This window comes from Actinopolymorpha rutila (genome assembly GCF_013407855.1).
GTDB classification, from domain to species: domain Bacteria; phylum Actinomycetota; class Actinomycetes; order Propionibacteriales; family Actinopolymorphaceae; genus Actinopolymorpha; species Actinopolymorpha rutila.
In genome coordinates this window covers 2,980,945-3,001,786 of the sequence record NZ_JACBZH010000001.1, presented here as the reverse complement: position 1 = coordinate 3,001,786, position 20,842 = coordinate 2,980,945, and the positions used below count along the sequence as shown (strand labels likewise).

21 protein-coding genes are annotated in these 20,842 nt (G+C 70.9%); 10 read left to right on the top strand and 11 right to left on the bottom strand.

The features are described 5' to 3' along the window. Positions 1–15: 15 nt before the first annotated feature. From F4554_RS13375 to F4554_RS33585, 5 genes are all read left to right on the top strand, one after another. The gene (locus tag F4554_RS13375; protein WP_179787684.1) at positions 16–1,017 is read left to right on the top strand and encodes a PfkB family carbohydrate kinase; all 1,002 of its coding nucleotides are present in this window, start codon (positions 16–18) and stop codon (positions 1,015–1,017) included. Between the two features lie 23 nt (positions 1,018–1,040). Beyond that, positions 1,041–2,426 carry an extracellular solute-binding protein gene (locus F4554_RS13370; protein ID WP_179787683.1) on the top strand — a complete coding sequence of 462 codons (1,386 nt, stop codon included), beginning with the start codon at positions 1,041–1,043 and terminating at the stop codon, positions 2,424–2,426. Between the two features lie 37 nt (positions 2,427–2,463). Then, complete coding sequence (locus F4554_RS13365; RefSeq protein WP_337796019.1) at positions 2,464–3,408, top strand: carbohydrate ABC transporter permease; 945 nt, start codon at positions 2,464–2,466, stop codon at positions 3,406–3,408. Beyond that, entirely contained in the window at positions 3,405–4,223 is an 819-nt protein-coding gene (locus F4554_RS13360) for an ABC transporter permease subunit (protein ID WP_179787682.1), read from the top strand. The genes F4554_RS13365 and F4554_RS13360 overlap by 4 nt, the downstream gene beginning before the upstream one ends. Before the next feature lie 61 nt (positions 4,224–4,284). After that, positions 4,285–5,289 (top strand): helix-turn-helix domain-containing protein, encoded by a 1,005-nt coding sequence (locus tag F4554_RS33585; protein WP_179787681.1) that lies wholly within the window; start codon positions 4,285–4,287, stop codon positions 5,287–5,289. Here F4554_RS33585 and F4554_RS13350 read toward each other — a convergent pair. Further along, a complete protein-coding gene (locus tag F4554_RS13350) occupies positions 5,202–5,732 on the bottom strand; it encodes a GNAT family N-acetyltransferase (protein WP_179787680.1) in 531 nt (176 codons plus the stop codon). The genes F4554_RS33585 and F4554_RS13350 overlap by 88 nt on opposite strands. Before the next feature lie 37 nt (positions 5,733–5,769). Here F4554_RS13350 and F4554_RS13345 point away from each other — a divergent pair, with 37 nt between their 5' ends. Continuing rightward, on the top strand, positions 5,770–6,309 hold the full coding sequence (locus F4554_RS13345; protein ID WP_337796018.1) for an ArsR/SmtB family transcription factor: 540 nt from the start codon (positions 5,770–5,772) through the stop codon (positions 6,307–6,309). 69 nt (positions 6,310–6,378) lie between these two features. Here F4554_RS13345 and F4554_RS13340 read toward each other — a convergent pair whose 3' ends face one another. Genes F4554_RS13340 through F4554_RS13330 form a run of 3 tightly spaced genes read right to left on the bottom strand, consistent with a single transcriptional unit; the run spans position 6,379 to position 9,795 of the window. Continuing rightward, positions 6,379–7,125, bottom strand: a complete 747-nt coding sequence (locus F4554_RS13340) for a succinate dehydrogenase/fumarate reductase iron-sulfur subunit (protein ID WP_179787679.1) — start codon at positions 7,123–7,125, stop codon at positions 6,379–6,381. After that, the gene (locus F4554_RS13335) at positions 7,122–9,089 is read right to left on the bottom strand and encodes a fumarate reductase/succinate dehydrogenase flavoprotein subunit (RefSeq protein ID WP_179787678.1); all 1,968 of its coding nucleotides are present in this window, start codon (positions 9,087–9,089) and stop codon (positions 7,122–7,124) included. The genes F4554_RS13340 and F4554_RS13335 overlap by 4 nt, the downstream gene beginning before the upstream one ends. A gap of 1 nt (position 9,090) precedes the next feature. Further along, a complete protein-coding gene (locus F4554_RS13330; protein ID WP_179787677.1) occupies positions 9,091–9,795 on the bottom strand; it encodes a succinate dehydrogenase cytochrome b subunit in 705 nt (234 codons plus the stop codon). An 83-nt stretch (positions 9,796–9,878) separates the two neighbouring features. On the opposite strand from F4554_RS13330, the gene F4554_RS13325 reads away from it, so the two are divergent. Continuing rightward, on the top strand, positions 9,879–10,901 hold the full coding sequence (locus F4554_RS13325; protein ID WP_179787676.1) for a LysR substrate-binding domain-containing protein: 1,023 nt from the start codon (positions 9,879–9,881) through the stop codon (positions 10,899–10,901). A gap of 26 nt (positions 10,902–10,927) precedes the next feature. On the opposite strand, the gene ligD is transcribed toward F4554_RS13325, so the two are convergent. The 6 genes from ligD to F4554_RS13295 all read right to left on the bottom strand — a co-directional run bounded on the left by ligD (position 10,928) and on the right by F4554_RS13295 (position 16,773). Beyond that, the gene (gene ligD, locus F4554_RS13320; protein ID WP_337796017.1) at positions 10,928–11,968 is read right to left on the bottom strand and encodes a non-homologous end-joining DNA ligase; all 1,041 of its coding nucleotides are present in this window, start codon (positions 11,966–11,968) and stop codon (positions 10,928–10,930) included. A gap of 7 nt (positions 11,969–11,975) precedes the next feature. Beyond that, positions 11,976–13,100, bottom strand: coding sequence for a methyltransferase domain-containing protein (locus F4554_RS13315; RefSeq protein ID WP_179787675.1), 1,125 nt, complete (start codon positions 13,098–13,100; stop codon positions 11,976–11,978). 261 nt (positions 13,101–13,361) lie between these two features. Continuing rightward, complete coding sequence (locus F4554_RS13310; RefSeq protein ID WP_179787674.1) at positions 13,362–14,009, bottom strand: helix-turn-helix transcriptional regulator; 648 nt, start codon at positions 14,007–14,009, stop codon at positions 13,362–13,364. A gap of 97 nt (positions 14,010–14,106) precedes the next feature. Beyond that, positions 14,107–15,015, bottom strand: a complete 909-nt coding sequence (locus tag F4554_RS13305) for a TIGR03560 family F420-dependent LLM class oxidoreductase (protein ID WP_179787673.1) — start codon at positions 15,013–15,015, stop codon at positions 14,107–14,109. Positions 15,016–15,105: 90 nt separating this feature from the next. Beyond that, the gene (locus F4554_RS33580; RefSeq protein WP_179787672.1) at positions 15,106–15,546 is read right to left on the bottom strand and encodes an AsnC family transcriptional regulator; all 441 of its coding nucleotides are present in this window, start codon (positions 15,544–15,546) and stop codon (positions 15,106–15,108) included. A 90-nt stretch (positions 15,547–15,636) separates the two neighbouring features. After that, on the bottom strand, positions 15,637–16,773 hold the full coding sequence (locus F4554_RS13295; protein WP_179787671.1) for a M24 family metallopeptidase: 1,137 nt from the start codon (positions 16,771–16,773) through the stop codon (positions 15,637–15,639). A 113-nt stretch (positions 16,774–16,886) separates the two neighbouring features. Between F4554_RS13295 and F4554_RS13290 the strand changes: the two genes are divergently transcribed. From F4554_RS13290 to F4554_RS13280, 3 genes are all read left to right on the top strand, one after another. After that, positions 16,887–17,354, top strand: a complete 468-nt coding sequence (locus F4554_RS13290; protein ID WP_179787670.1) for a YbaK/EbsC family protein — start codon at positions 16,887–16,889, stop codon at positions 17,352–17,354. A 77-nt stretch (positions 17,355–17,431) separates the two neighbouring features. Beyond that, a complete protein-coding gene (locus tag F4554_RS13285) occupies positions 17,432–18,619 on the top strand; it encodes a DNA glycosylase AlkZ-like family protein (RefSeq protein ID WP_179787669.1) in 1,188 nt (395 codons plus the stop codon). A gap of 84 nt (positions 18,620–18,703) precedes the next feature. Continuing rightward, positions 18,704–19,645, top strand: coding sequence for a 5'-3' exonuclease (locus F4554_RS13280; protein ID WP_179787668.1), 942 nt, complete (start codon positions 18,704–18,706; stop codon positions 19,643–19,645). A gap of 58 nt (positions 19,646–19,703) precedes the next feature. On the opposite strand, the gene F4554_RS13275 is transcribed toward F4554_RS13280, so the two are convergent. Continuing rightward, positions 19,704–20,792 (bottom strand): DUF2961 domain-containing protein, encoded by a 1,089-nt coding sequence (locus F4554_RS13275; protein ID WP_179787667.1) that lies wholly within the window; start codon positions 20,790–20,792, stop codon positions 19,704–19,706. Between the last annotated feature and the right edge of the window lie 50 nt (positions 20,793–20,842).

Sequence of the window (20,842 nt, the reverse complement as noted above, 5' to 3'; positions counted from 1 at the left end):
ACTGGAGGCGTATCGGTGAGGAACGGCGAGGCTTTCGAGCGCCCCGAGGTCGACCTCTTCTGTGTTGGCACGCTGTTCTTCGACCTCGTGCTCGCGGGGATGGACGCCATGCCCGCGGCGGGCGCGGAGGTCTGGGCCAAGGAGCGCGCCGTCTCCCCCGGCGGCGTGGCCAACCGCGCCGTGGCCGCTGCCCGGCTGGGCTTGCGGACCGGCCTGGCCGGCGAGGTCGGCACCGATCTGTTCGGTGACCATCTGTGGCAGACCCTTCACCAGGTCGGCAACCTCGACCTGCGCTGGACCTCCCGTTCTCCCGACGTGCAGACGACGCTCACCGTCTCCGTCGCCCTCGACGGCGACCGGCGCTTCCTCAGCCACGGCGAACCCACCTGGCCCGGTGAGACGATGCTCACTCCCGAGCGGCTTCCCCGTGCCCGGGCCGCGCAGGTGGGCCTGGAGGCCGGCATCCCCGACTGGGCGCGTCACCTGCGCGCGGAAGGGACGCTGCTCTTCGGCGGCGTCGGCTGGGATCCGAGCGGCCGGTGGTCCGCAGCTGTGCTTGATAGCCTCGCGCAGTTCGACGCGTTCGTCTGCAACACCACCGAAGCCATGGCCTACACCCGCACCGACTCAGCCAACGGCGCCATCCGCCGGCTCGCCGAGCGGGTACCCCTGGTGGTGGTGACCGACGGTAACCGGGGCGCACTCGCGGTCGACGGTACGTCCGGTGAGTTCGTGACCGCACCGGCCGTCGCGACCCAGGCGGCGGACCCGACCGGTGCGGGCGACACGTTCTTCGCCGGATTCACCTACGCCACCCTGGCCGGATGGCCACTGCGACAGCGGTTACTCTTTGCAAATCTCTGCGCCGGCCAGTCCGTACGCGGCCTGGGCGGAGCGGTGAGCGCGCCGACATGGGACGACCTCGGCGCCTGGTTCGACGCAACCGACCAGCCGACACAAGGCGCTGCCTTCGGCTTCCTGGGACCCGAGCTGGCTCGACGCCGCTCGACCTCATAACAATCCAGCAAGAAGGTGTGTTGATGAGCAGTTCTCGTAACAGGATCCTCGCCCGCGTGGGCGTCGGTCTGGCGACGGTGCCGATCCTCCTTGCCGCCGCCTGCGCTCCGGGCGGCAGCACCAGCGACTCCAACGGGCCGTCGGTCAAGCCCAGCAGCAAGATCGCCACCGACCCGGCGAAGGCCGGCAAGGTCAGCTTGACGGTGTGGGACATCAACACCTCCGGCGGAGCCAACGACGCGATGGTCAAGCTCAACCAGGAGTTCGAGAAGAAGTACCCCAACGTCAAGATCAACCGGGTGTCGCGCACGCTGAACGACACCAAGACGACGTTGAAGCTCGCACTGTCCGGTGACAACCCGCCCGACGTCGTGCAGGCGAACCAGGGCTACCCGGACATGGGAGCCTTCGTCAAGGCCGGCTTGCTCACCCCGCTCGACCAGTACAACAAGGTCTACAAGTGGGACCAGAAGTTCCCCAAGCAGCTGCTGGACCTGAACAAGTTCTCCACCAACGGCAAGGACTGGCAGACCGGCAGCCTCTACGGCGTCTCCCAGACCGGTGAGATCGTCGGCATCTACTACAACAAGAAGCTGCTGAAGCAGGCCGGCATCGCCGCTCCGAAGACCTGGGCGGACTTCGAGGCCGCGCTGCCGAAGGCCAAGGCGAAGGGCCTGTTGCCGATTCAGTTCGGCACGTCCGACAAGTCGCCGTCGATCCACCTGTTCGGTGTCGTGCAGGCGGCCACCGCGGGCAAGCAGGCGGTGCGAAACCTCGTGACGTCCAAGGGCGGCGAGTGGTCCGACGCCGGCACCAGCAAGGCGGCGGAGACCGTGCAGAGCTGGGCGAAGAAGGGGTACCTGTCGCCGGGCTTCAACGGCCTGAGCGGCGACGCCGCCTCGGCGAACTTCGCCAAGGGACAGGGCGTCTTCCGCATCGACGGCACCTGGCGCCTGGCCGAGTTGGAGAAGGCCATGGGGTCCAACGTCGGCTTCATGAACCCGCCCTCGGTCAAGGCCGGTCAGCCCAGCGTCACCGAAGGCGGTGAGGGCCTCGCGTGGGCGGTCACCTCCAAGGCGAAGAAGCCCGACGTGGCCGCGGCGTACATCAACTTCATCAGCAACGCCCACGCCGACGACGTGCTCGCCCAGACCGGCAACCTGCCGGCCGTGGCACCGCCGAACTACCAGCCCAAGGCCGGCACGCTGACAGCCGACATCTTCTCGGGGTGGAAGAAGATCAGCGAGAACGACGGTCTGGTCCCGTACCTCGACTACACCACGCCGACGTTCTACGACACGCTGACCTCCAACCTGCAGCAGCTGCTGGGTGGGAAGCAGAACGTGAAGCAGTTCACCGGCAGCCTCGACTCCGACTACGACGCGTTCAAGCAGAAGCAGTCGAAGTAGTCCGCCGAGTAATCCACCGTAAGGACCGTACTCACTGGTGTCCGCACAGATGACGACGACGACGGCGGTGGGCGCTCCCAAGGGCGCGCCCACCGCCAAGAAGAAGAAGTCCAGGGACCGCTCGGAGCGGGCCGCATACCTCTACCTCATTCCGGCGTACGTGGTGTTCGGGATCTTCCTGCTCTACCCGCTGCTGCACGGTGTGTGGATCTCGCTGTACGACTGGGACGGCCTGACGCCGGCCACGTGGGTGGGCGTGGGCAACTACACCAGCGCCATCGGCGATCCCATGTTGCGCAAGGCGTTCACGCACTCCGCGGTGCTGATCGTCTTCTACGCCGTCATCCCGATTCTGCTGGCGTTGCTGCTGACCGGGGTGATGACGCACGCGACGAAGCTGAAGCGGCTGTCGTTCTTCCGGGTCGTCATCTTTCTTCCCCAGGTGGTCGCGTCGGTCGTGGTGGCCACCACCTGGACGGCGATCTACGCACCGGACGGCGTGCTCAACAAGGCGCTGTCCCTGGTCGGCCTGGACGCGGTGGCCCGGCCCTGGCTGGGTGACTTCTCCTGGGCGCTGCCCGCGGTGGGGCTGATCGGCACCTGGATCGAGATCGGCCTGTGCCTGGTGCTGTTCCTGGCCGGGGTGTCCCAGATCGAGCCGGAGTTGTACGAGGCCGCCCGGCTGGACGGCGCCGGCGCGATCCGGGAGTTCTTCGCGGTCACGCTGCCCGGCCTGCGCCCGCAGATCGCGGTGGCGATGACGCTCACCGTGGTCGCCGGCCTGAAGAGCTTCGACCTCATCTTCGTCGCCACCCGCGGCGGACCCGGCACGTCCACGACCGTGCCCGGCTTCGAGGTCTACCACCGCGCCTTCGACCTCAACCAGGTCGGTTCGGCGTGCGCCGTCGGCATCCTGCTGACGGTCGTCATCCTGATCGTCACCACCCTGATCCAGCGGATCGACCCCGGGGAGCGCGCGTGATCTCCAAGCGGGAAGCCACACTGAACTACCTCATCCTCGGGGTCTTCGCGATCATCGCGTTGTTTCCGTTGCTCGGGGTACTCACCTCGGCGCTGACCGACCCGTCTGAGTCGTCGGCGTCGTTGTCGTTCCCCACCTCGCCGCACTTCGAGAACTTCCTGACCGCGTGGAACGAGGGGCACTTCGGCACCTACATGCGCTCCAGCGTGCTCGTCACGGTGAGCGTGGTGGTGATCTCCGCGATCCTCGCCGTGCTGGCCGGATACGCCTTCGCCACCATGCGTTTCCGGGGGCAGTCGGTGTTGTTCTACGTCCTCCTGCTCGGCCTGATGGTGCCGAGCGAGGCGCTGATCATCCCGCTGTACTACGACCTGCGCGGCATCGGGCTCACCGACACCTACTGGGCGCTGATCTTCCCCCAGGTCGCCCAGTCGCTGGCGTTCTGCACGTTCTGGATGCGGTCGTTCTTCCGCGGCATCCCGACCAGCCTGATCGAGGCGGCCAAGCTGGACGGCGCCACCAGGTGGTCGGTGCTGTGGCGGATCCTGGTGCCGATCAGCCGGCCGGCGCTGCTGACGATGGCGATGCTCGTGTTCATGTGGACGTGGAACGAGTTCCTGATGCCACTGGTGATGATCACCAGCGAGAATCTCCGCACCGCACCGCTGGGCCTGGCGTTCTTCCAGGGCCAGCACACCTCGCAGTTCTCCCTGCTGGCCGCCGGGGCGACGATCGTCGCCGCGCCGGTCGTGATCGTCTATCTGTTCCTGCAGCGACACTTCATCGCCGGGATGCTGGCCGGGGCGGTCAAGTAGCCAGGCAGGAAACAGGTTCCGCGCCGCCGTGACCCCTACCCCGTGGGGTTACGGTGGCGCGGTGATCTCCTCCGTACGTTCTCCTGGCGTCACCCCGCCGCACGCGCGTACGCGTGCGCGGCGTGCTGCCGCGACCGGGCCGGGCATCGACCTGCCGGTGGACGAACACATCGGGCTGGCCTGCTGGAGCGGGCTCTCGTCGGTGATGGAGTGCGCCCACCGCCACGACGACATCGAGGTCAACCTCGCCGAGGGCGGAGCGCTGACGTACCTCTTCGGCGGTGTGCCGGTGGAGATCGCACCGGGTACGGCCGCGGCGTTCTGGGCGGCGGTCCCCCACCAGTTGGTGCACGCGCCCGCACACACCCGGGTGCACTGGATCACCATTCCGCTGGACCGCTTCCTGCGCTGGGGGCTGACCGACGGCCTGGTCGGCCGGTTGCTGCAGGGACAGCCACTGGTCGCGGCGACCAGCGCCGGCACCCTGGACGCGAGCGGCTTCGGGCGCTGGTCGGCCGACCTGTCCACCGGCGACCCGGACCTGCGGGACATCGCCCTGCTGGAGATCCAGGCCTGGATCCGCCGGCTGGCGCGGGGCGCCAGCCCCGTCGAGACGGTCGCTCATGCCGACGCGGTACCCGGAGGCGAGTCAGCCGTGGAGCGAGCCGCGACGATGGCGAGGTTCATCGCCGAGCGCTTCCGCGACCCGCTCACGGTCGCCGACGTCGCCGCCGCCGTGCACGTTCATCCCCACCACGCGATGGGGGTGTTCCGGAACGTCGTCGGCACCACGCTGGGCGCCTACCTCACCCAGTGCCGGGTGGCGGAGGCGCAGCGTCTGCTGCTCACCACCGGGGCGGGCATGGCCGAGATCGCCCACGCCGCGGGTTTCGGCTCGCAGAGCAGGTTCTACTCCTGCTTCACCGCCGCATGTGGGGAGCCACCCGGCGCCTACCGCCGCCGGCACGACGAGGCGCGTCAGCCGCCGCCGAGCACCGTCAGCGCGTCGTCGGTCAGCCGGAACACCGTCCACTCCTCCATGGGCACGGCGCCGAGGGAACGATAGAAGCCGATCGACGGCTCGTTCCAGTCCAGCACGGACCACTCCAGCCGGGCGTAGCCGCGCCGCACGCACTCCTCCGCGAGCGCTGTCAACAGCGCCTTGCCCAGGCCTGCCTGCCGATGCTGCGGCCGGACGAAGAGGTCCTCGAGGTAGATGCCGTGCGTGCCCCGCCAGGTGGAGAAGTTCAGGAACCACAGGGCACAGCCGACGACCTCGCCAGCCACCTCGGCGACGTGCGCGAACAACGCCGGCCGCGCGTCGTCCGACGGTAGTGCGCCCGAGTCGGCGTGACCGCCGGCCTGACCACCGAACAGGGCTGCCTCGAGGTCCTCGGAAGTGAGCGTGCAGTCGTCCGAGGCGCGTTCGTACGCGGCGAGCTCGTGCACCAGTTTCACCACCGCGTCGACGTCGGACCGGCGGACACGCCGCACGCGCGGATCGGGCACTGGTTCCTCCTCGAGCTTCCTGTGAAGGGGTCGGCCCATGCTGGCACATCGCCCTGCCACATCGCTCCGCCACATCGTCGCCGCGTGGGGCCAGCGCTCGGTGTTCGCGATCCGGCCCTCGGCGTACCGACCGGAGGGCGTCCTCGCCGTAGGGTGTGGCGTCCTCGCGGTGGCGGTTGCGGCGTACATGCCCGAGTGGTTATATAGCTGCATGGCGACGAGCTTCGAGGTGCTGGCCGAGCCCACCCGACGGCGCATCCTGGACCTGCTGCTGGAACGCCCGCGGTCGGTGGGCGAGCTGGTGGACCACCTGCGGCTGAGCCAGCCCGGCACGTCCAAGCACCTGCGGGTGCTGCGCGACAGCGGGTTCGTCCGGGTCCGCCAGGACGCGCAACGCCGGTGGTACGAGATCCGGCCCGAACCCCTGGCCGAGGTGGACGCCTGGCTGGCGCCCTACCGCCGGCTGTGGGAGCACCACCTCGACGCGCTCGAACGCCACCTCGACACGATGCCCGACACCGGGCACGACAGCGGGCCTGACACCGGGCACGACGACGAACGGGGAGGCAGTTCGTGAACGCCTTCTCGCACACGTCAAGGCGCCGCTGACAGCTTCCGCGGCGCCTTGACATCGACTACGGGAGGATCAGCGGCGGCGTCTGGTAGAGGCCCGCAGGAACTCGCGGTTCATGTCGGCGATGCTCTGCAGCGGAATCCCCTTCGGACAGGCCGAGGTGCAGGCGCCGACGTTCGTGCAGCCGCCGAAGCCCTCCTCGTCCATGGCCGACACCATGTCCATGACCCGGCCCTCACGTTCGGGAGCACCCTGCGGCAGCGCGTTGAGGTGGTTGACCTTCGCGCTGGTGAACAACATCGCCGAGCCGTTCGGGCAGGCCGCCACGCAGGCGCCACAGCCGATGCACTCCGCGTGCTCGAAGGCGTAGTCGGCCGCCTCCTTGGGAACCGCGGTGGCGTGCGCGTCCGGCGCGCTGCCGGTCGGCGCGGTGATGTAGCCGCCCGCCTGGATCACCCGGTCGAACGCCGAGCGGTCGACCACGAGGTCCTTCACCACCGGGAACGCCGACGCCCGCCAGGGCTCCACGTCGATCGTGTCGCCGTCGCTGAAGTGGCGCATGTGCAGTTGGCAGGTGGTGGTGCGTTCGGGTCCGTGCGCCTGGCCGTTGATGACCATGCCGCACGCGCCGCAGATGCCCTCACGGCAGTCGTGGTCGAAGGCCACCGGCTCCTCACCACGCAGGATGAGGTCCTCGTTGAGGATGTCCAGCATCTCCAGGAAGGACATCTCGGGGCTGACGTCCTCGACCCGGTAGGTGACCATGGCGCCCTTGTCGTCGGCGGAACGCTGCCGCCAGATGCGCAGGGTGAGGTTCATGCGTAGCTCCGCTGGGTGGGGTGGACGTACTCGAAGCTCAGATCTTCCTTGTGCAGCACGGGTTCGGCGCCCGCTCCGGACCACTCCCACGCCGCGACGTAGGTGAAGTTGTCGTCGTCGCGCAGCGCCTCGCCCTCGGGGCTCTGGCTCTCCTCGCGGAAGTGCCCGCCGCAGGACTCCCAACGGTGCAGGGCGTCCAGGCACATCAGCTCGGCGAGCTCCAGGAAGTCCGCGACCCGGTTCGCCTTCTCCAGCGACTGGTTGAGCTCGTAGCCGGTGCCCGGCACCTTCACCCGGCGCCAGAACTCCTCCCGCAGCTGCGGAATGCGGTCCAGCGCCTTGCGCAGGCCCGCCTCGTTGCGCGCCATTCCACACTCGTCCCACATCAGCTCGCCGAGCTCACGGTGGAAGGAGTCCGGCGTACGGTCACCGTCGACGGCCAGCAGCCTGCGCAACCGGTCGTTGACATCGGCGACCACCGCGGAGACCTCCGGGTGGTCCGGTGCCACCTTCTCGTTGGGCGCGGTCGCGAGGTAGTCGTTGATCGTCGCGGGCAGGACGAAGTAGCCGTCCGCGAGCCCCTGCATCAGGGCGCTGGCACCGAGCCGGTTGGCACCGTGGTCGGAGAAGTTGGCCTCGCCGATCGCGAACAGCCCCGGCACGGTGGTGGACAGGTCGTAGTCGACCCAGAGCCCGCCCATCGTGTAGTGGACCGCGGGATAGATGCGCATCGGCCGGGTGTAGGGGTCCTCGGCGGTGATCCGCTCGTACATCTCGAACAGGTTGCCGTAGCGCTCGGCGACCTTCTCCCGGCCCATCCGGGCGATCGCGTCGGCGAAGTCGAGGTAGACGCCCTGGCCACCGGGACCCACGCCCCGCCCTTCGTCACAGACGTTCTTGGCGGCGCGGGAGGCGATGTCGCGCGGCACGAGGTTCCCGAACGAGGGGTAGATGCGTTCGAGGTAGTAGTCGCGTTCGTCCTCGGGGATCTGCTCCGGCGGCCGGTTGTCGCCCTTGGCCTTCGGCACCCAGATGCGGCCGTCGTTGCGCAGCGACTCGCTCATCAGCGTGAGCTTGGACTGGTGGTCGCCCGAGCGCGGGATACAGGTGGGGTGGATCTGGGTGAAGCAGGGGTTGCCGAAGTACGCACCGCGCCGGTGCGCCCGCCAGATCGCCGTGGCGTTGGAGTTCTTGGCGTTCGTGGACAGGTAGAACACGTTGCCGTAGCCGCCGGAGGCGAGCACCACCGCGTCGGCGAGATGGATCGAGATCTGGCCGGTCACCAGATCGCGCGCCACGATGCCGCGGGCGCGCCCGTCGACGACGATCAGGTCCAGCATCTCGGTGCGGGAGTGCATCTCGATGGTGCCGGCGTCGATCTGGCGGGACAGCGCCTGGTACGCACCGAGCAGGAGCTGCTGGCCCGTCTGGCCGCGGGCGTAGAAGGTGCGTGAGACCTGGACGCCGCCGAAGGACCGGGTGTCCAGCAGGCCGCCGTACTCCCGGGCGAACGGCACGCCCTGGGCGACGCACTGGTCGATGATCTCCACCGACACCTCGGACAGCCGGTGCACGTTCGACTCGCGGGAGCGGAAGTCGCCGCCCTTCACGGTGTCGTAGAACAACCGGTGCACCGAGTCGCCGTCGTTGCGGTAGTTCTTCGCGGCGTTGATCCCGCCCTGGGCGGCGATCGAGTGCGCCCGGCGCGGAGAGTCCTGGTAGCAGAACTGCACTACCCGGTAGCCCTGCTCGGCCAATGTGGCGCCGGCCGAACCGCCGGCCAGGCCGGTACCGACCACGATCACCGTGTGCTTGCGGCGGTTGGCGGGGTTGACCAGCTTCGCCTCGAACCGGCGGCGGCCCCACCGCTGCTCGATCGGGCCGTCGGGTGCCTTGTGGTCGATGATCGGGGCGCCGAGGACGTACGGCAGGCCGATCCGGGAGGTGTCGATTTCAGAGTTCATGTCAGCTCACGACTCCGGTCATGACCGCGACGGGGACGACCAGGAAACCGACCGTGAGCACCACCGCGAGGATGTTCGCGGTGGCCTTCAGGCCGCGGTCGCGGGCACGGTTGTTGGCGCCGAGGGTCTGGGCGGCACTCCAGAAGCCGTGCCGGACGTGCAGTCCCAGGGCGAGCATGGCGAGGATGTAGACGACGTTGACGTACCACACGCGGAAGTCGGCGACGACGTTCTGGTACGGGTGGTGCGCGCGCCCGAGCGGGTTGATGGTGAGGGTGGTCAGGTCGAGGATGTGCCACACGATGAACAGGCCGAGGATGACTCCTCCCCAGCGCATCGTGCGGGTGGCGTAGCTGGTGCGCACCGGCGGGCGGTGCTGGTACCTGCTTGGCCGGGCGGACACGTCGCGGCGGCTCAGCTGGTACGCCGCGATGCCGTGGGCGACGACGGCGCCGACCAGGACCGCGCGCTGCACCCACAGGAAGCCCGACGAGGGAACGGCCGGCGAACCGATGGTCCGCAGCCAGCCGGCGTAGTGGTTGAACTCCGCCGCACCGAAGAAGATCTTGAGATTGCCGAGCATGTGGACGACCAGGAAGGCCAGCATGATCACGCCGGTGCCGGCCATGACCGCTTTCTTACCGATGGTCGAGGACCACAGCGTTCGGACCACCGACGGTCGCGCCACACCTGTCGCCAATGCCATGAGTCCCCACGGTAGAAGCCGGTTGGCGACAGGTCCAAGACATGGTTTGGCTTGTTTCGATAGCTATCCGCTATGGTAACGGAGTGCAGCTGCAGCAACTCGCCTACTTCGTCGCGGTCGCCGAACTCCGGCACTTCACCCGGGCCGCCGAGCGCGTGCACGTTGCCCAGCCGTCCCTGTCCCAGCAGATCCGTGCGCTGGAACGCGAACTCGGCGCCGAGCTGTTCCGCCGGGCCCGGGGCAACATCGCCTTGACAGACGCCGGGGAGGCCCTGCTCCCCCTGGCCCGCAGGATCCTCGCCGACACCGACACCGCCCGGCTGGAGGTCCAGGAACTCGTCCAGCTGCGCCGCGGCCGGGTCCGCCTGGGCGCCACGCCGAGCCTGTGCACCGGCCTGCTGCCCGACGTGCTGCGGGCGTACCACCTGCAGTACCCCGGCATCCACCTGATCATCGAGGAGGCCGGCTCGCGAGATCTCGTCCGCGAGGTCGCCACCGGAAACCTCGACCTCGCCCTGCTGATCCTGCCGCTGCAGAGCCACGACCCGGCGCTGGCGACCACCGCACTCCTGCGGGAGGAGCTGGTGGTGGTCTCGCCGGCCTCGGAGCCGCCACTGTGGGAAGGCGGACGGCTGCGGATCGAGGACCTGCGCGACCAGCCGCTGGTGATGTTCCGCCAGGGGTACGACCTGCGCGAGTTCACCCTCGGCGCCTGCCGGGCGGCTGGGTTCGAGCCGACGTTCGCCGTCGAGGGCGGGGAGATGGACGCCGTACTCGGCTTCGTGGAGTCCGGCCTCGGCCTGGCCGTGGTGCCACGCATGGTGGCCGACCGGCGCGACACCGTACGCGTCACCCGGTTCGCCGACCCCGGGCTGCACCGCACCATCGGGCTCGGCCGCCGCAACGACGTCGAGCCGCCGCGCGCCGCCCGGGAGCTGCAACGGGTGCTGGTCGACTACCTGACCAGGGCCGCCGACGCGAACGACCTCCCACCGGGCACCCGCGCGATCCGGACCGAGAGCGGGAGCGGGACCGGACGCCGTAGGCGTACGTCGAGGTCCGCGGCTTCGGACGTTCCGCCCGAGCTCGAATCCGAGGACGAGTAGCGCTCGGTGGCTCGTCCGCCCCGGGGTCAGGACTCGCGGACCACCTCGTCCGGGTCCTTGTCCGGTCGCAGCCCGCGCCAGACGGGGTGGCGCAGGCGCCCGTCCCGCGTCCACTCCGAGAACGCCACCTCGCCGACCAGCACCGGCCGGACCCAGTGGGCGCCGCGCGCCTCCGCCGTGGGCAGCCGCTCGTCGAACGGCTGGGCGCGCTGCTCCAGCGGTGCGAGCCGGGCGGTCAGGTCGGCGAGCCTGTCCTGGTTGAAGCCGGTGCCGACCCGCCCCGCGTACACCAGCCGGCCCTCGTCGTACACCCCGCACAGCAGGGCGCCGAACGTATCGGCCCGCGAACCCTCGCCGACCCGCCAGCCGGCGATCACCACCTCCTGGGTGCGGAGGTTCTTGACCTTCACCCAGGACGCGCTGCGCCGGCCGGGTTCGTACGGCGAGGAAAGACGCTTCGCGACCACGCCCTCCAGACCCTGGTCCCGGCTGGTGCGCAGCGCGGCGTCCCCGGCTCCCACGAACGCGGGCGGGACCTGGCAGTACAGACCGGCCAGGCCGAGCGCGTCCAGTGCCTCCCGCCGGGCGGTGTAGGGGCTGGCCAGCATCGAGGTGCCGTCCAGGGCCAGCAGGTCGAAGACGAGGTAGACGACCGGCGGTCTCGCGGTGCCACCGGCACCGGAGGCACGGCGGCGTCCCCGTCCGGAGCCCGACCCCGGGCCGTGCATGCGGGCCTGGAGCAGCTCGAAGCTCGGCCGTCCGCGCTCGTCCAGCGCCACCACTTCACCGTCCAGCACGCACCGGCGGCCCGGCAACAGGTCGGCGAGCGCCCCGACCTCCGGGTAGGTACCGGTGAAGTCGCGGCCGGACCGCCCGAGAAGCACGACCCGCCCGTCGGCGACGTAGGCGACCGCCCGGACTCCGTCCCACTTCATCTCGAACGCCCAACGGTGCTGGTCGGCGGCCGGTGGCAGCGATCCGGGCGTCGCCAGCATCGGCGCGACCTGCGGCAACCCGGCGAGTTCGGGGAGTCCGGGGAGTCCGGGGAGTCCGGGGTGTTCGGTCACCCCTCGATCATCGCCGGTCGTACGCCCAGATGGTGCTGGTCGTGCCGAGCAGCCGGACCTGGTGGCGGTCCCGCAACCGGAGAGCCGACGGGACCGCCGACCTGGGCAGCTCCGGCACCAGCAGAACGACCCGTCCGCCGGGCCTGGTCACCCGGGCCAGTTCGGCCATCACGTCGGCGATCCACACGGCGGGGTCGCCCTGCACGGCGTACTGACGCCCGAACGGCAGGTTGGACACGACGGCGTCCACGGACGCGTCCGGCAGGTCGAGGTCTCGGGCGTCGCCGTCCTGCACGTGCGGGGTGTCGGCGTTGCGCCGGCTGGCCGAGACCGCGCTGGCGTCGATGTCGCGGCCCTCGACCTCCCAGCCCACCGCCTTGGCCTCGGCGAGGATGGTGCCCGAGCCGCAGCACGGGTCCAGCAAAGTGCCGGACAGGCCGGCAGAGCGGGACTTCCCGGACCTGCCGGGACTGTCCGGCCTACCGGCCCTGCCCGGACGGTGATCAGGGGGCGAGCCGGCCAGCGCCACCATCGCCGCGGCGACCGGCGGGCGCAGCGCGCCGGGGCGTTCGGATTCCCGGCCGCCGTGCTGGCGCATCCGTACGGTGGTCAGCCGCAGACCGGCTACGAACCGGCCCTTGGTGTACTCCAGCGCCCACACCTCGATCTGGGCGGGATCGTCGGCCCGCCAGCTCGGCTCGGCGTCACTCACCCCGGCGTCCAGCGCCCGGCGCAGTTCGGTGCGCTTCCAGGTGCGCTCCTGCAAGACCCGGGCCACGACGCGGTAGGTCAGCCGCTGCCGCCCGGCCCGGCCACCCCGGCCACGGCTTCCGGGGCCGGGATTCGTCGACCGCCACAGGCCGGTGGCGGCCTCCAGCCGGCCCGGACGCAGGACCCGGCGCACGATCCAGGGCGGCTTGTCCCCTTCGGACCGGAAGGTCCGGCCGAGTTCGACGAACACGTCGTCGGCCGTGCGCAACCGCAGCAGGGCGGCCTCGCGTCCGGCGTCGACGGTGCACAGAACGACATCCGCACGGCCGTCGTTGCCGACGTCGGTGACCTCCACACCGGGCAGGTCGGACAGCTCACTTTGGACCAGCGGGGCGAGTCCCGGGGCGGCGAGCACGAACATCCGGCTCGTACCCTGCGGGCCCGCTGTCTGCGGCCGCTCCGGGCGTTCGGAACGGTCCCGTTCAGGACGCCTTGGTTCGGAGCGCTTTGGTCCGGAACGACGCCGCTCGTGCCGCTCGGGCTCGTTCTCCTGGCGCGGGCGGCCACGGTCGCCGGGGCGGCGCGGCTTGGCTGTCCCACTCGTACGGCCGGCCCGGCTCGCCGACTGCCCGCCCGTGCCGAAACGTTGTGTCATAGGCCGGTCAGCCTAGCGATTCGCCGGTCAGATGCCCCGGCCGGACTCGACCTCGCCGTCGCCCGTCCGCCCGGAGTCGCGACGGGCTACCAGGTCGGCATCGGTCAGCGGTGACGTCCAGGTCAGGTCGCCGACCCTGATGTCGGCGAGCAGGCCGCGTACCCACTGCAGCTCCGCGGCAGTGGCGGCGCGGGCGTACTCCAGGTCCAGCAGCAGCAACCGCGGCAGCCCACCGGCGCGCAGGGTCCCCATCACCCCGTCGAGGGTCGCGATGCCGCCCTCCAGGCCGGCCACCCGGGTGCCGAGGCTACGTACGGCCTCCTCGACCGGCAGGCAGCCCAGCAGGGACACGGCCGCGGTGAACGTCGGCCGGTCCCCGTCGGTCCGCTCCAGCAGGCCGCGCAGTCGGGCGGCGAGCTCCGCGCGGCCCTCGGCGGTGATCTGGTAGATGATCCGCTCCGGTCGCCGGCCCTCCCGGCTGGTCTCCGCCGGGACGACCAGCTCGTCGTCCATCAGCCGGTCGACGGCGTGGTGGAGGCTGTGCGGCAGACCGGTGATGTAGTCCTTGTGCGTGTCGACGATGAGGCGGTGCAGTTCGTAGGGGTGCCGCGGGCCCTGCAGGAGCAGCGCGAGCACGGTGAGGCCCACCAGGTCGGCTGTTCGTCCGCGGACCACGTGGCGCGCCCTCCCCCAACGGTCGCCCCTCCCTCACCAGCCGTTGTGCCCGGTCACGGCCGCGGTAAGGCACAGCACGAAGGTCGGGTTCTGCCGGTCAGCGGCCTGCGGGCACGATCGCCTCGATGTCCGGCACGAGTTCGCCCAGCAGGTGAAGCGACTCCTCGTCCCACGGTCCGGGCGGCGCGACGATCGCGTGGTCCATGCCGGACGCCGCGAGTTCGGCCAGCCGCTCGAGCACCCGCGCCGGCGAGTCGGTGTCGTCGCGCCCGTCGCGGGAGATCGCCACCGACATGGCGATCGTCTTCTCGATCTCGTCATAGTCGCGCCCCTCGCCCTCGCAGTGTTCGCGCAGGACCGCGAGCTTGTGCTTGCGGATCGCCTCGCCGTCCGGGATGTCGAAGAGGTTGCAGGCGTCGGCGTACTTCGCGACGTACCGCAGCGTCCGCCGTTCCCCCATTCCACCGACGAGGATCGGCGGGTGCGGCCGGGTCAGGGCGTTGGGCGAGTTCAGCGGGTCGGCGAGGTGGTAGTGCTCGCCGTCGTACGGCGTCCGGTCGCCCCGCCACATCCGCAACGCGATCCGGAGCACCTCCTCCAGTCGGTCGAAGCGTTCCTTCGTCGGCGGGAACGGGATGCCCAGGCCCTCGGCCTCGCGGCCGTTCCAGGCCGCGCCGATACCCAGCCAGGCCCGCCCACCGGACAGGACGTCGAGCGTGGTCACGGTCTTCACCAGAACACCCGGATGCCGATACGGCGCGGCGGTGACCAGGGTGCCGAGCCGGATGCGTTCGGTCTGGCCCGCGGCGTACGCGAGCGTGGTGTAGCCCTCGAGCATGTCCAGTTCGGCGGGGCCGTTCATGCCGATCTGGAACAGGTGGTCCATCACCCAGAGGGTGTGGAAGCCGGCCTGGTCCGCGATCCGGGCGAGCCGGCCGACGCGCCGGCCGATCCGGTCCGGGCCGTCGGGCCAGGTGAAGTTGGCGATGGACAGGCTGATGCGCACCGGCGAACTCCTTCGTTAGCTGCCTAACGTTGTGCGGCTAGCATAGCCGGGAGCAGAGCGGCGTGGGCGAACCGTACAGGCGGGCGCGGCTCAGACTGCCGGCGGGCGGTGTTCGTACGGCGTGGACAACACGACCAGCGACCGGGTGGAGACGTTGGCCTTGGACCGGATCCGGGCCAGCAACTCCTCCAGCGCACGGGGACTCGTGACCCGGACCTTCAGCAGGTAGTTCTCGTCGCCCGCGACGGAGTGACAGTCCTCGATCTCGGGCACGTCCTGGAGCAGGTCGGGTGAGTCGTCGGGCTGGCTGGGGTCGATCGGCTTGATCGAGATGAACGCCGTCAGCGGCAGATCGAGCGCCTCGTAGTCGACGACCGCGGCGTATCCCTGGATGATGCCGCGCTGCTCCAGCCGGCGTACGCGCTGGTGCACCGCCGAGGTGGACAGGCCGGTGAGCTTGCCGAGTTCGGTGTACGACATCCGGCCGTTGGACGCGAGCAGCCGGACGATCTGACGGTCGAGGTCCTCCACGCCGGTCACCGTACCGCGTGAACCATGGCGTGGTCAGTCCGCGATCTCACCCCTGGGAACGCTTTCTCGGCGGCAGGCTCGGTCACCGCCTCAGCCATCGAGGACCACCAGGTCGCGGGGGCGCAGGTTGACCGCCTCCACGCCGGTGTCGGTGACCACCACGATGTCCTCGATCCGGGCACCGTGCCGGCCCTCGAAGTAGATCCCGGGCTCGACGGAGAACGCCATGCCCGGCTCCAGCGGAAGGGTGTTGCCGGCCACGATGTAGGGCTCCTCGTGGCTTTCCATGCCGATGCCGTGGCCGGTGCGGTGGATGAATTCCCCGCCGAAGCCCGCCTCGGTGATGATCGTGCGCGCGACCGCGTCCACCGACTCCGCGGTGACGCCCGGCCGCACGTGCGCGCAGGCGGCTTCCTGCGCACGCTGGAGGACGTCGTAGTAGCGCCGGAACTCCTCCGGAGGCGGGCCCCCGACCGCGTAGGTGCGGGTCTCGTCGGAGCAGTAGCCGGCCGCGGTGGTGCCCCCGATGTCGACGACCACCGGCTCACCGGCCTGGATCACCCGGTCGGAGACCTCGTGGTGCGGCGAGGCGCCGTTGGGGCCCGAGCCGACGATCACGAAGTCGACCTGCACGTGCCCCTCGGCGAGGATCGCGTCGTGGATGTCGCGGCCCACCTCGGCCTCCGTGCGGCCCGGGCGCAACCAGTCACCGACCCGGGCGTGCACCCGGTCGATCGCCGCGCCCGCGGCCCGCAGCTCGGCCACCTCGGCCGGCGTCTTGCGCATCCGCAGCTCGCGCAGGATCTCCCCCGCGAGCTTCTGCTCCACCCCGGGCAGCGACGCCCGGAAGGCGAGCACCTTCTCCGCCCACATGTGGTTGTCCAGCGCCACCGAGCCGACGCCGCCGGGCAGCAGCTTGGCCACCAGGCCGTAGGGGTCCTCTGTCTCCTGCCAGGGAACGATCTCCAGCCCCAGCTCCTCGACACCGGACGCCCTGGCCGCGGCCCGCTCCAGGCCCGGGACCACCAGGACCGGCTCGGCCTGCGCGGCCTGGGCGGGCAGCAGCAGGCACGTGAGCCGCTCCAGCGGCTTGGCGTCGTAGCCGGTGAGATAGCGCAGGTCGGGACCCGGCGAGACCAGCAGGGCGCCGACGCCGGCGGCGGCCGCGGCCGCGCGGGCACGATCGAGGCGGAGACGGAGGTCGGCGGGAGGCACGGAGGTCGTCACGCGGGCCAGCCTAGGACGCACCTCCGACAACCCGCTCCGCCTCCCCACCACATCCCGCGCACCGGCGTTTCCGGGGTGCGGCCGCACGTCCGGACCGGCTAGCTTTTCAGACCATGAGCCCACAGTCCGAGCACGTCGCGGCGACGCTCCGCCGCCTCGGCGCCACCGGCACGGTGCACGTCTTCGACCAGGAGGTGCCCACCGCCGCCGCGGCCGCCGACCAGCTCGGCTGCGACGTCGGAGCGATCGCCAACAGCCTGGTCTTCGTGGCCGGGGACGAACCCCTCCTCGTTCTCACCAGCGGTGCTCACCGGGTCGACACCAGGTACCTCGCCCGCACACTGGACCTGCCGAAGATCCGCCGCGCCGACCCCGAGCAGGTCCTCGCCGCCACCGGCCAGCAGGTCGGCGGCGTCGCGCCGGTCGGCCACCCCGCTCCACTGCGTACGGTCGTCGACCTCTGGCTGGAGAAGTACGACCCGGTGTGGGCCGGCGCCGGCGACCACCTGAGCATGTTCCCCACCAGCTACGCCGAGCTCGTCCGGCTCACCGGAGGAACACCCGCCGAGGTCGCGCCCTGAGCGGCGAGCGGATCTGACGGCGCTGCCCGCGCGGCCGGCCTGCTCGCGCTGTCGGCGGCCGGTGGTAGAAGGTTCGCGTGCGAAGCATCAGCGTCGAGGAACGCCGGGCCCGGCTGGGCCGCCGCCACCGTCTGGACGGCACCGGGTCCAGCGCCGGGCCGGTCGAGGCCGCCGAGGCGGTGGTGGCGCTGCACGCCACCGACCCGGCCACCGTCTTCCTGTCTGTCGTGGCACGGACCGGCTCCGCGGGCCCAGCCGGTCCGGCCTCGGTCGAGGACGTCGAGCAGGCGCTGTACGCCGACCGCACGCTGCTGCGGATGCTCGCCATGCGGCGGACGATGTTCGTGGTCCCGACCGCGACGGCGCCGGTGCTGCAGGCGTCCTGCACCCGCGCGGTCGCCGCGCAGCAGCGGCGCAGGTACACCCAGCTGATCGAGGCCGCCGGCCTCGGTGACGGCGCCTGGCTGAAGGACGTCGAGGAGTCCACGGCGCGGGCACTGGCCGTGCGGGGCGAGGCCACCGGCGCCGAGCTCGCCGCCGACGAGCCGCGGCTGCGGTCGCGGGTGAGGATGGCCGAGGGCAAGTCGTACGGCGGCGACCAGAACATCACCACCTGGGTGCTGCTCCTGCTCGCCGCCGACGGCCGGATCGTCCGGGGCCGACCGCGTGGTTCGTGGACGAGCACCCAGTGGCGTTGGGCACCGGCCGAGTCGTGGCTGCCGGGCGGCATGCCCGAGCTGGCGGTCGAGGCCGCGCGGGCGGAGCTGGTGCGGCGATGGCTGGCGGCGTTCGGCCCGGGCACGGTCGCCGACCTGCGCTGGTGGACCGGCTGGACGGCCCGCGACGTCAAGGCGGCCCTGACGCGGGTGGGGCCGGCGGAGGTCGACCTGGACGGGCAGACCGGACTGGTCCTGGCCGACGACCTCGAGCCGACGCAGGACCCGGACCCGTGGGTGTCCTTCCTTCCCGGCCTGGACCCCACCGCCATGGGCTGGTCCGAACGCTCCTGGTACCTCGGCGCACACCGATCCGCGCTCTTCGACCGGTCCGGCAACGTCGGTCCCACGGTGTGGGCCGACGGCCGGGTCGTGGGCGGCTGGGCCCAGCGTCCCGACGGGGAGGTGACCTACCGCCTGCTGGAGGACGTCGGCTCCGACACCGCCCGGGCGGTCGAGGAGCACGCCGCGCGGGTGCACGCCTGGCTGGGCTCGACCCGGGTGGTGCCGAGGTTCCGTACGCCGCTGGAGAAGGAGCTCGGTCGCTGACCGGAGCGGCCCGGGCGGGCGCCGGTCAGCGTTCCGCGGTCACGCTTCCGGCGGGGTGTCGGTGAAGTCGTCTAGGTTGTCGCCATGCCGAGCGCCGCCAGCGAGAAGACGCTGCTTCTCGACACCGCGTCCCTGTACTTCCGCGCCTTCTTCGGCGTGCCCGACTCCATGCGCGCCCCCGACGGCACGCCGGTCAACGCCGTCCGCGGGCTGCTGGACTTCATCGCCCGCCTGGTGACCGACCATCAGCCGACCCATCTGGTCGCCTGCTGGGACGACGACTGGCGTCCGCAGTGGCGAGTGGACCTGCTGCCGAGCTACAAGGGCCACCGGGTGGCCGAGGAGGTGCCGGGCGGTCCCGACGTCGAGGAGGCCCCGGACGCGCTGGAGACCCAGGTGCCGGTGATCCGTGCCGCTCTGGCTGCGCTGGGCATCGCGGTGGTCGGCGCACCCGGCTGCGAGGCCGACGACGTGATCGGGACTCTCACCGCGCGCTCGCCCCGGCCGGTCGACGTGGTGACCGGTGACCGCGACCTGTTCCAGCTGGTCGACGACTCCCGCGCCGTCCGCGTGCTCTACACCGCACGCGGCGTGGGGAGGCTGGACATCGTCGACGAGGCCTGGGTGGCAAAGAAATACTCCATTCCGGGCCGGGCCTACGCCGACTACGCCGTACTGCGGGGAGATCCTTCCGACGGGCTGCCCGGCGTGCCCGGCGTCGGCGACAAGACCGCGGCCGGACTGATCTCCAAGTACACCGACCTCGACGGTGTACTCGCCGCGGTCGAGGACGAGACCAGCGGCCTGGCGCCCGGCCTGCGGCTGAAGCTGCGCCAGTCGGGCGACTATCTCACCGCCGCGCGCGCCGTGGTGGCCGTGCTGCCCGACGCCGAGCTGCCCGAGGCCGACGCCACCCTCCCCGGCGCACCGGTCGATCCGGACGGCTGGGCCGAGCTCGTACGGAAATGGGGACTCGGCGGGTCGGCCGAGCGGGTGGTGACCGCACTCGCCCAGCGGGGCGGCTGACCGCGGCGACCCCGGCTGCTCGCTGCCTCGCGCCGAGACCGGGGCCGGGTCCAGCGGCTCAGGGCTCCAGCAGGTCCCGCTCCGGCAGCGCCGAGAAGGCGGCGTGCGGCTCTGTCTGGTACCAGAACGCCGTGGACGCGATGTCGTCCTCCAGCGGCCGGAAGCGTGCCTGACCGCGGAGTGACGACTTGAAGCCGAGCGCCTGAACGGTCACCCGCAGGTCGCCGGTGAAGCGAATCGGGTCCTGGACATGCCAGCGGTACAACCCGAACCTCTGCTGGGTCCGCATGAACCCGTCGGGCACGAGCACCTGCGGCATGCCGAGGTAGGGCGTACTGAACGCTCCGTATGCGCCCTTGGGGTGCTCGAACGCCCACGCCCCGCCGAAGTAGTCCTCGGTGCCCGTGCCGCAGATGGTGGGAAACTCCTCGTCCCCGTCCAGGTAGAACTTCAGCTCGCCCTCGCCCCACCAGCCGTCGTGGTGGGACTCCCAGGCGATGTAGGTCCCCACGTAGTGGCCCTGACCGCGCACGCCGGACAGCAGCGTGTGCACCTCGCCGTGCGGGAGCGGGTCGCTGCGCCGCCACTGGGCGTGGAAGTACGCGCGGTCCTGCTCGACCTCGGTGAGCGCGTAGGTGATCTGGTAGAAGAACCCGCGCACGGGTTCGGGGTCGAGGTTCTCCACGGTGATCCGGGCGTGCCCGCGAAACGGCATCTCCCAGTAGGAGTTGAAGCCGCCGGTGGGGTTGACCGCCACCGGGACCGAGTTGATCTGTGCGAACTCTCCCCAACCGTGGCAGAAGAAGTCGCCGAGCGGCACCTCGACCGAGGGGTTCTCCTCGCCGTCCCAGTAGCACCGGAGGACGAGCCGGCGCCATGCCGTCGGCGTGACCGTGATCCACAGGTGCTGGATCGCGCCGGGGCCGTCGACGTCGGCCAGCGTCACCACCGACTCGCCGGGAATCTCGATGCAGGGACGGACCTTCCAGCCCTGGCCGAGTTCGCGGGCGGCGCCCTCCCCCTGGGTGGCGCGCGCACCGCCTGCGCGTGACCCGTCGGGGTTCTCCGCGCTGATCGACCTGGTCTGTGCGGACGAGAGCCGGCTCAGGTTGCCCAGGTGCATGCCGAGGCCGTTGAAGTCGGGCACGATTCCTCCGGTGGCGTCAACTCCTGCTTGCGCAGCAAGCCAACCGGATC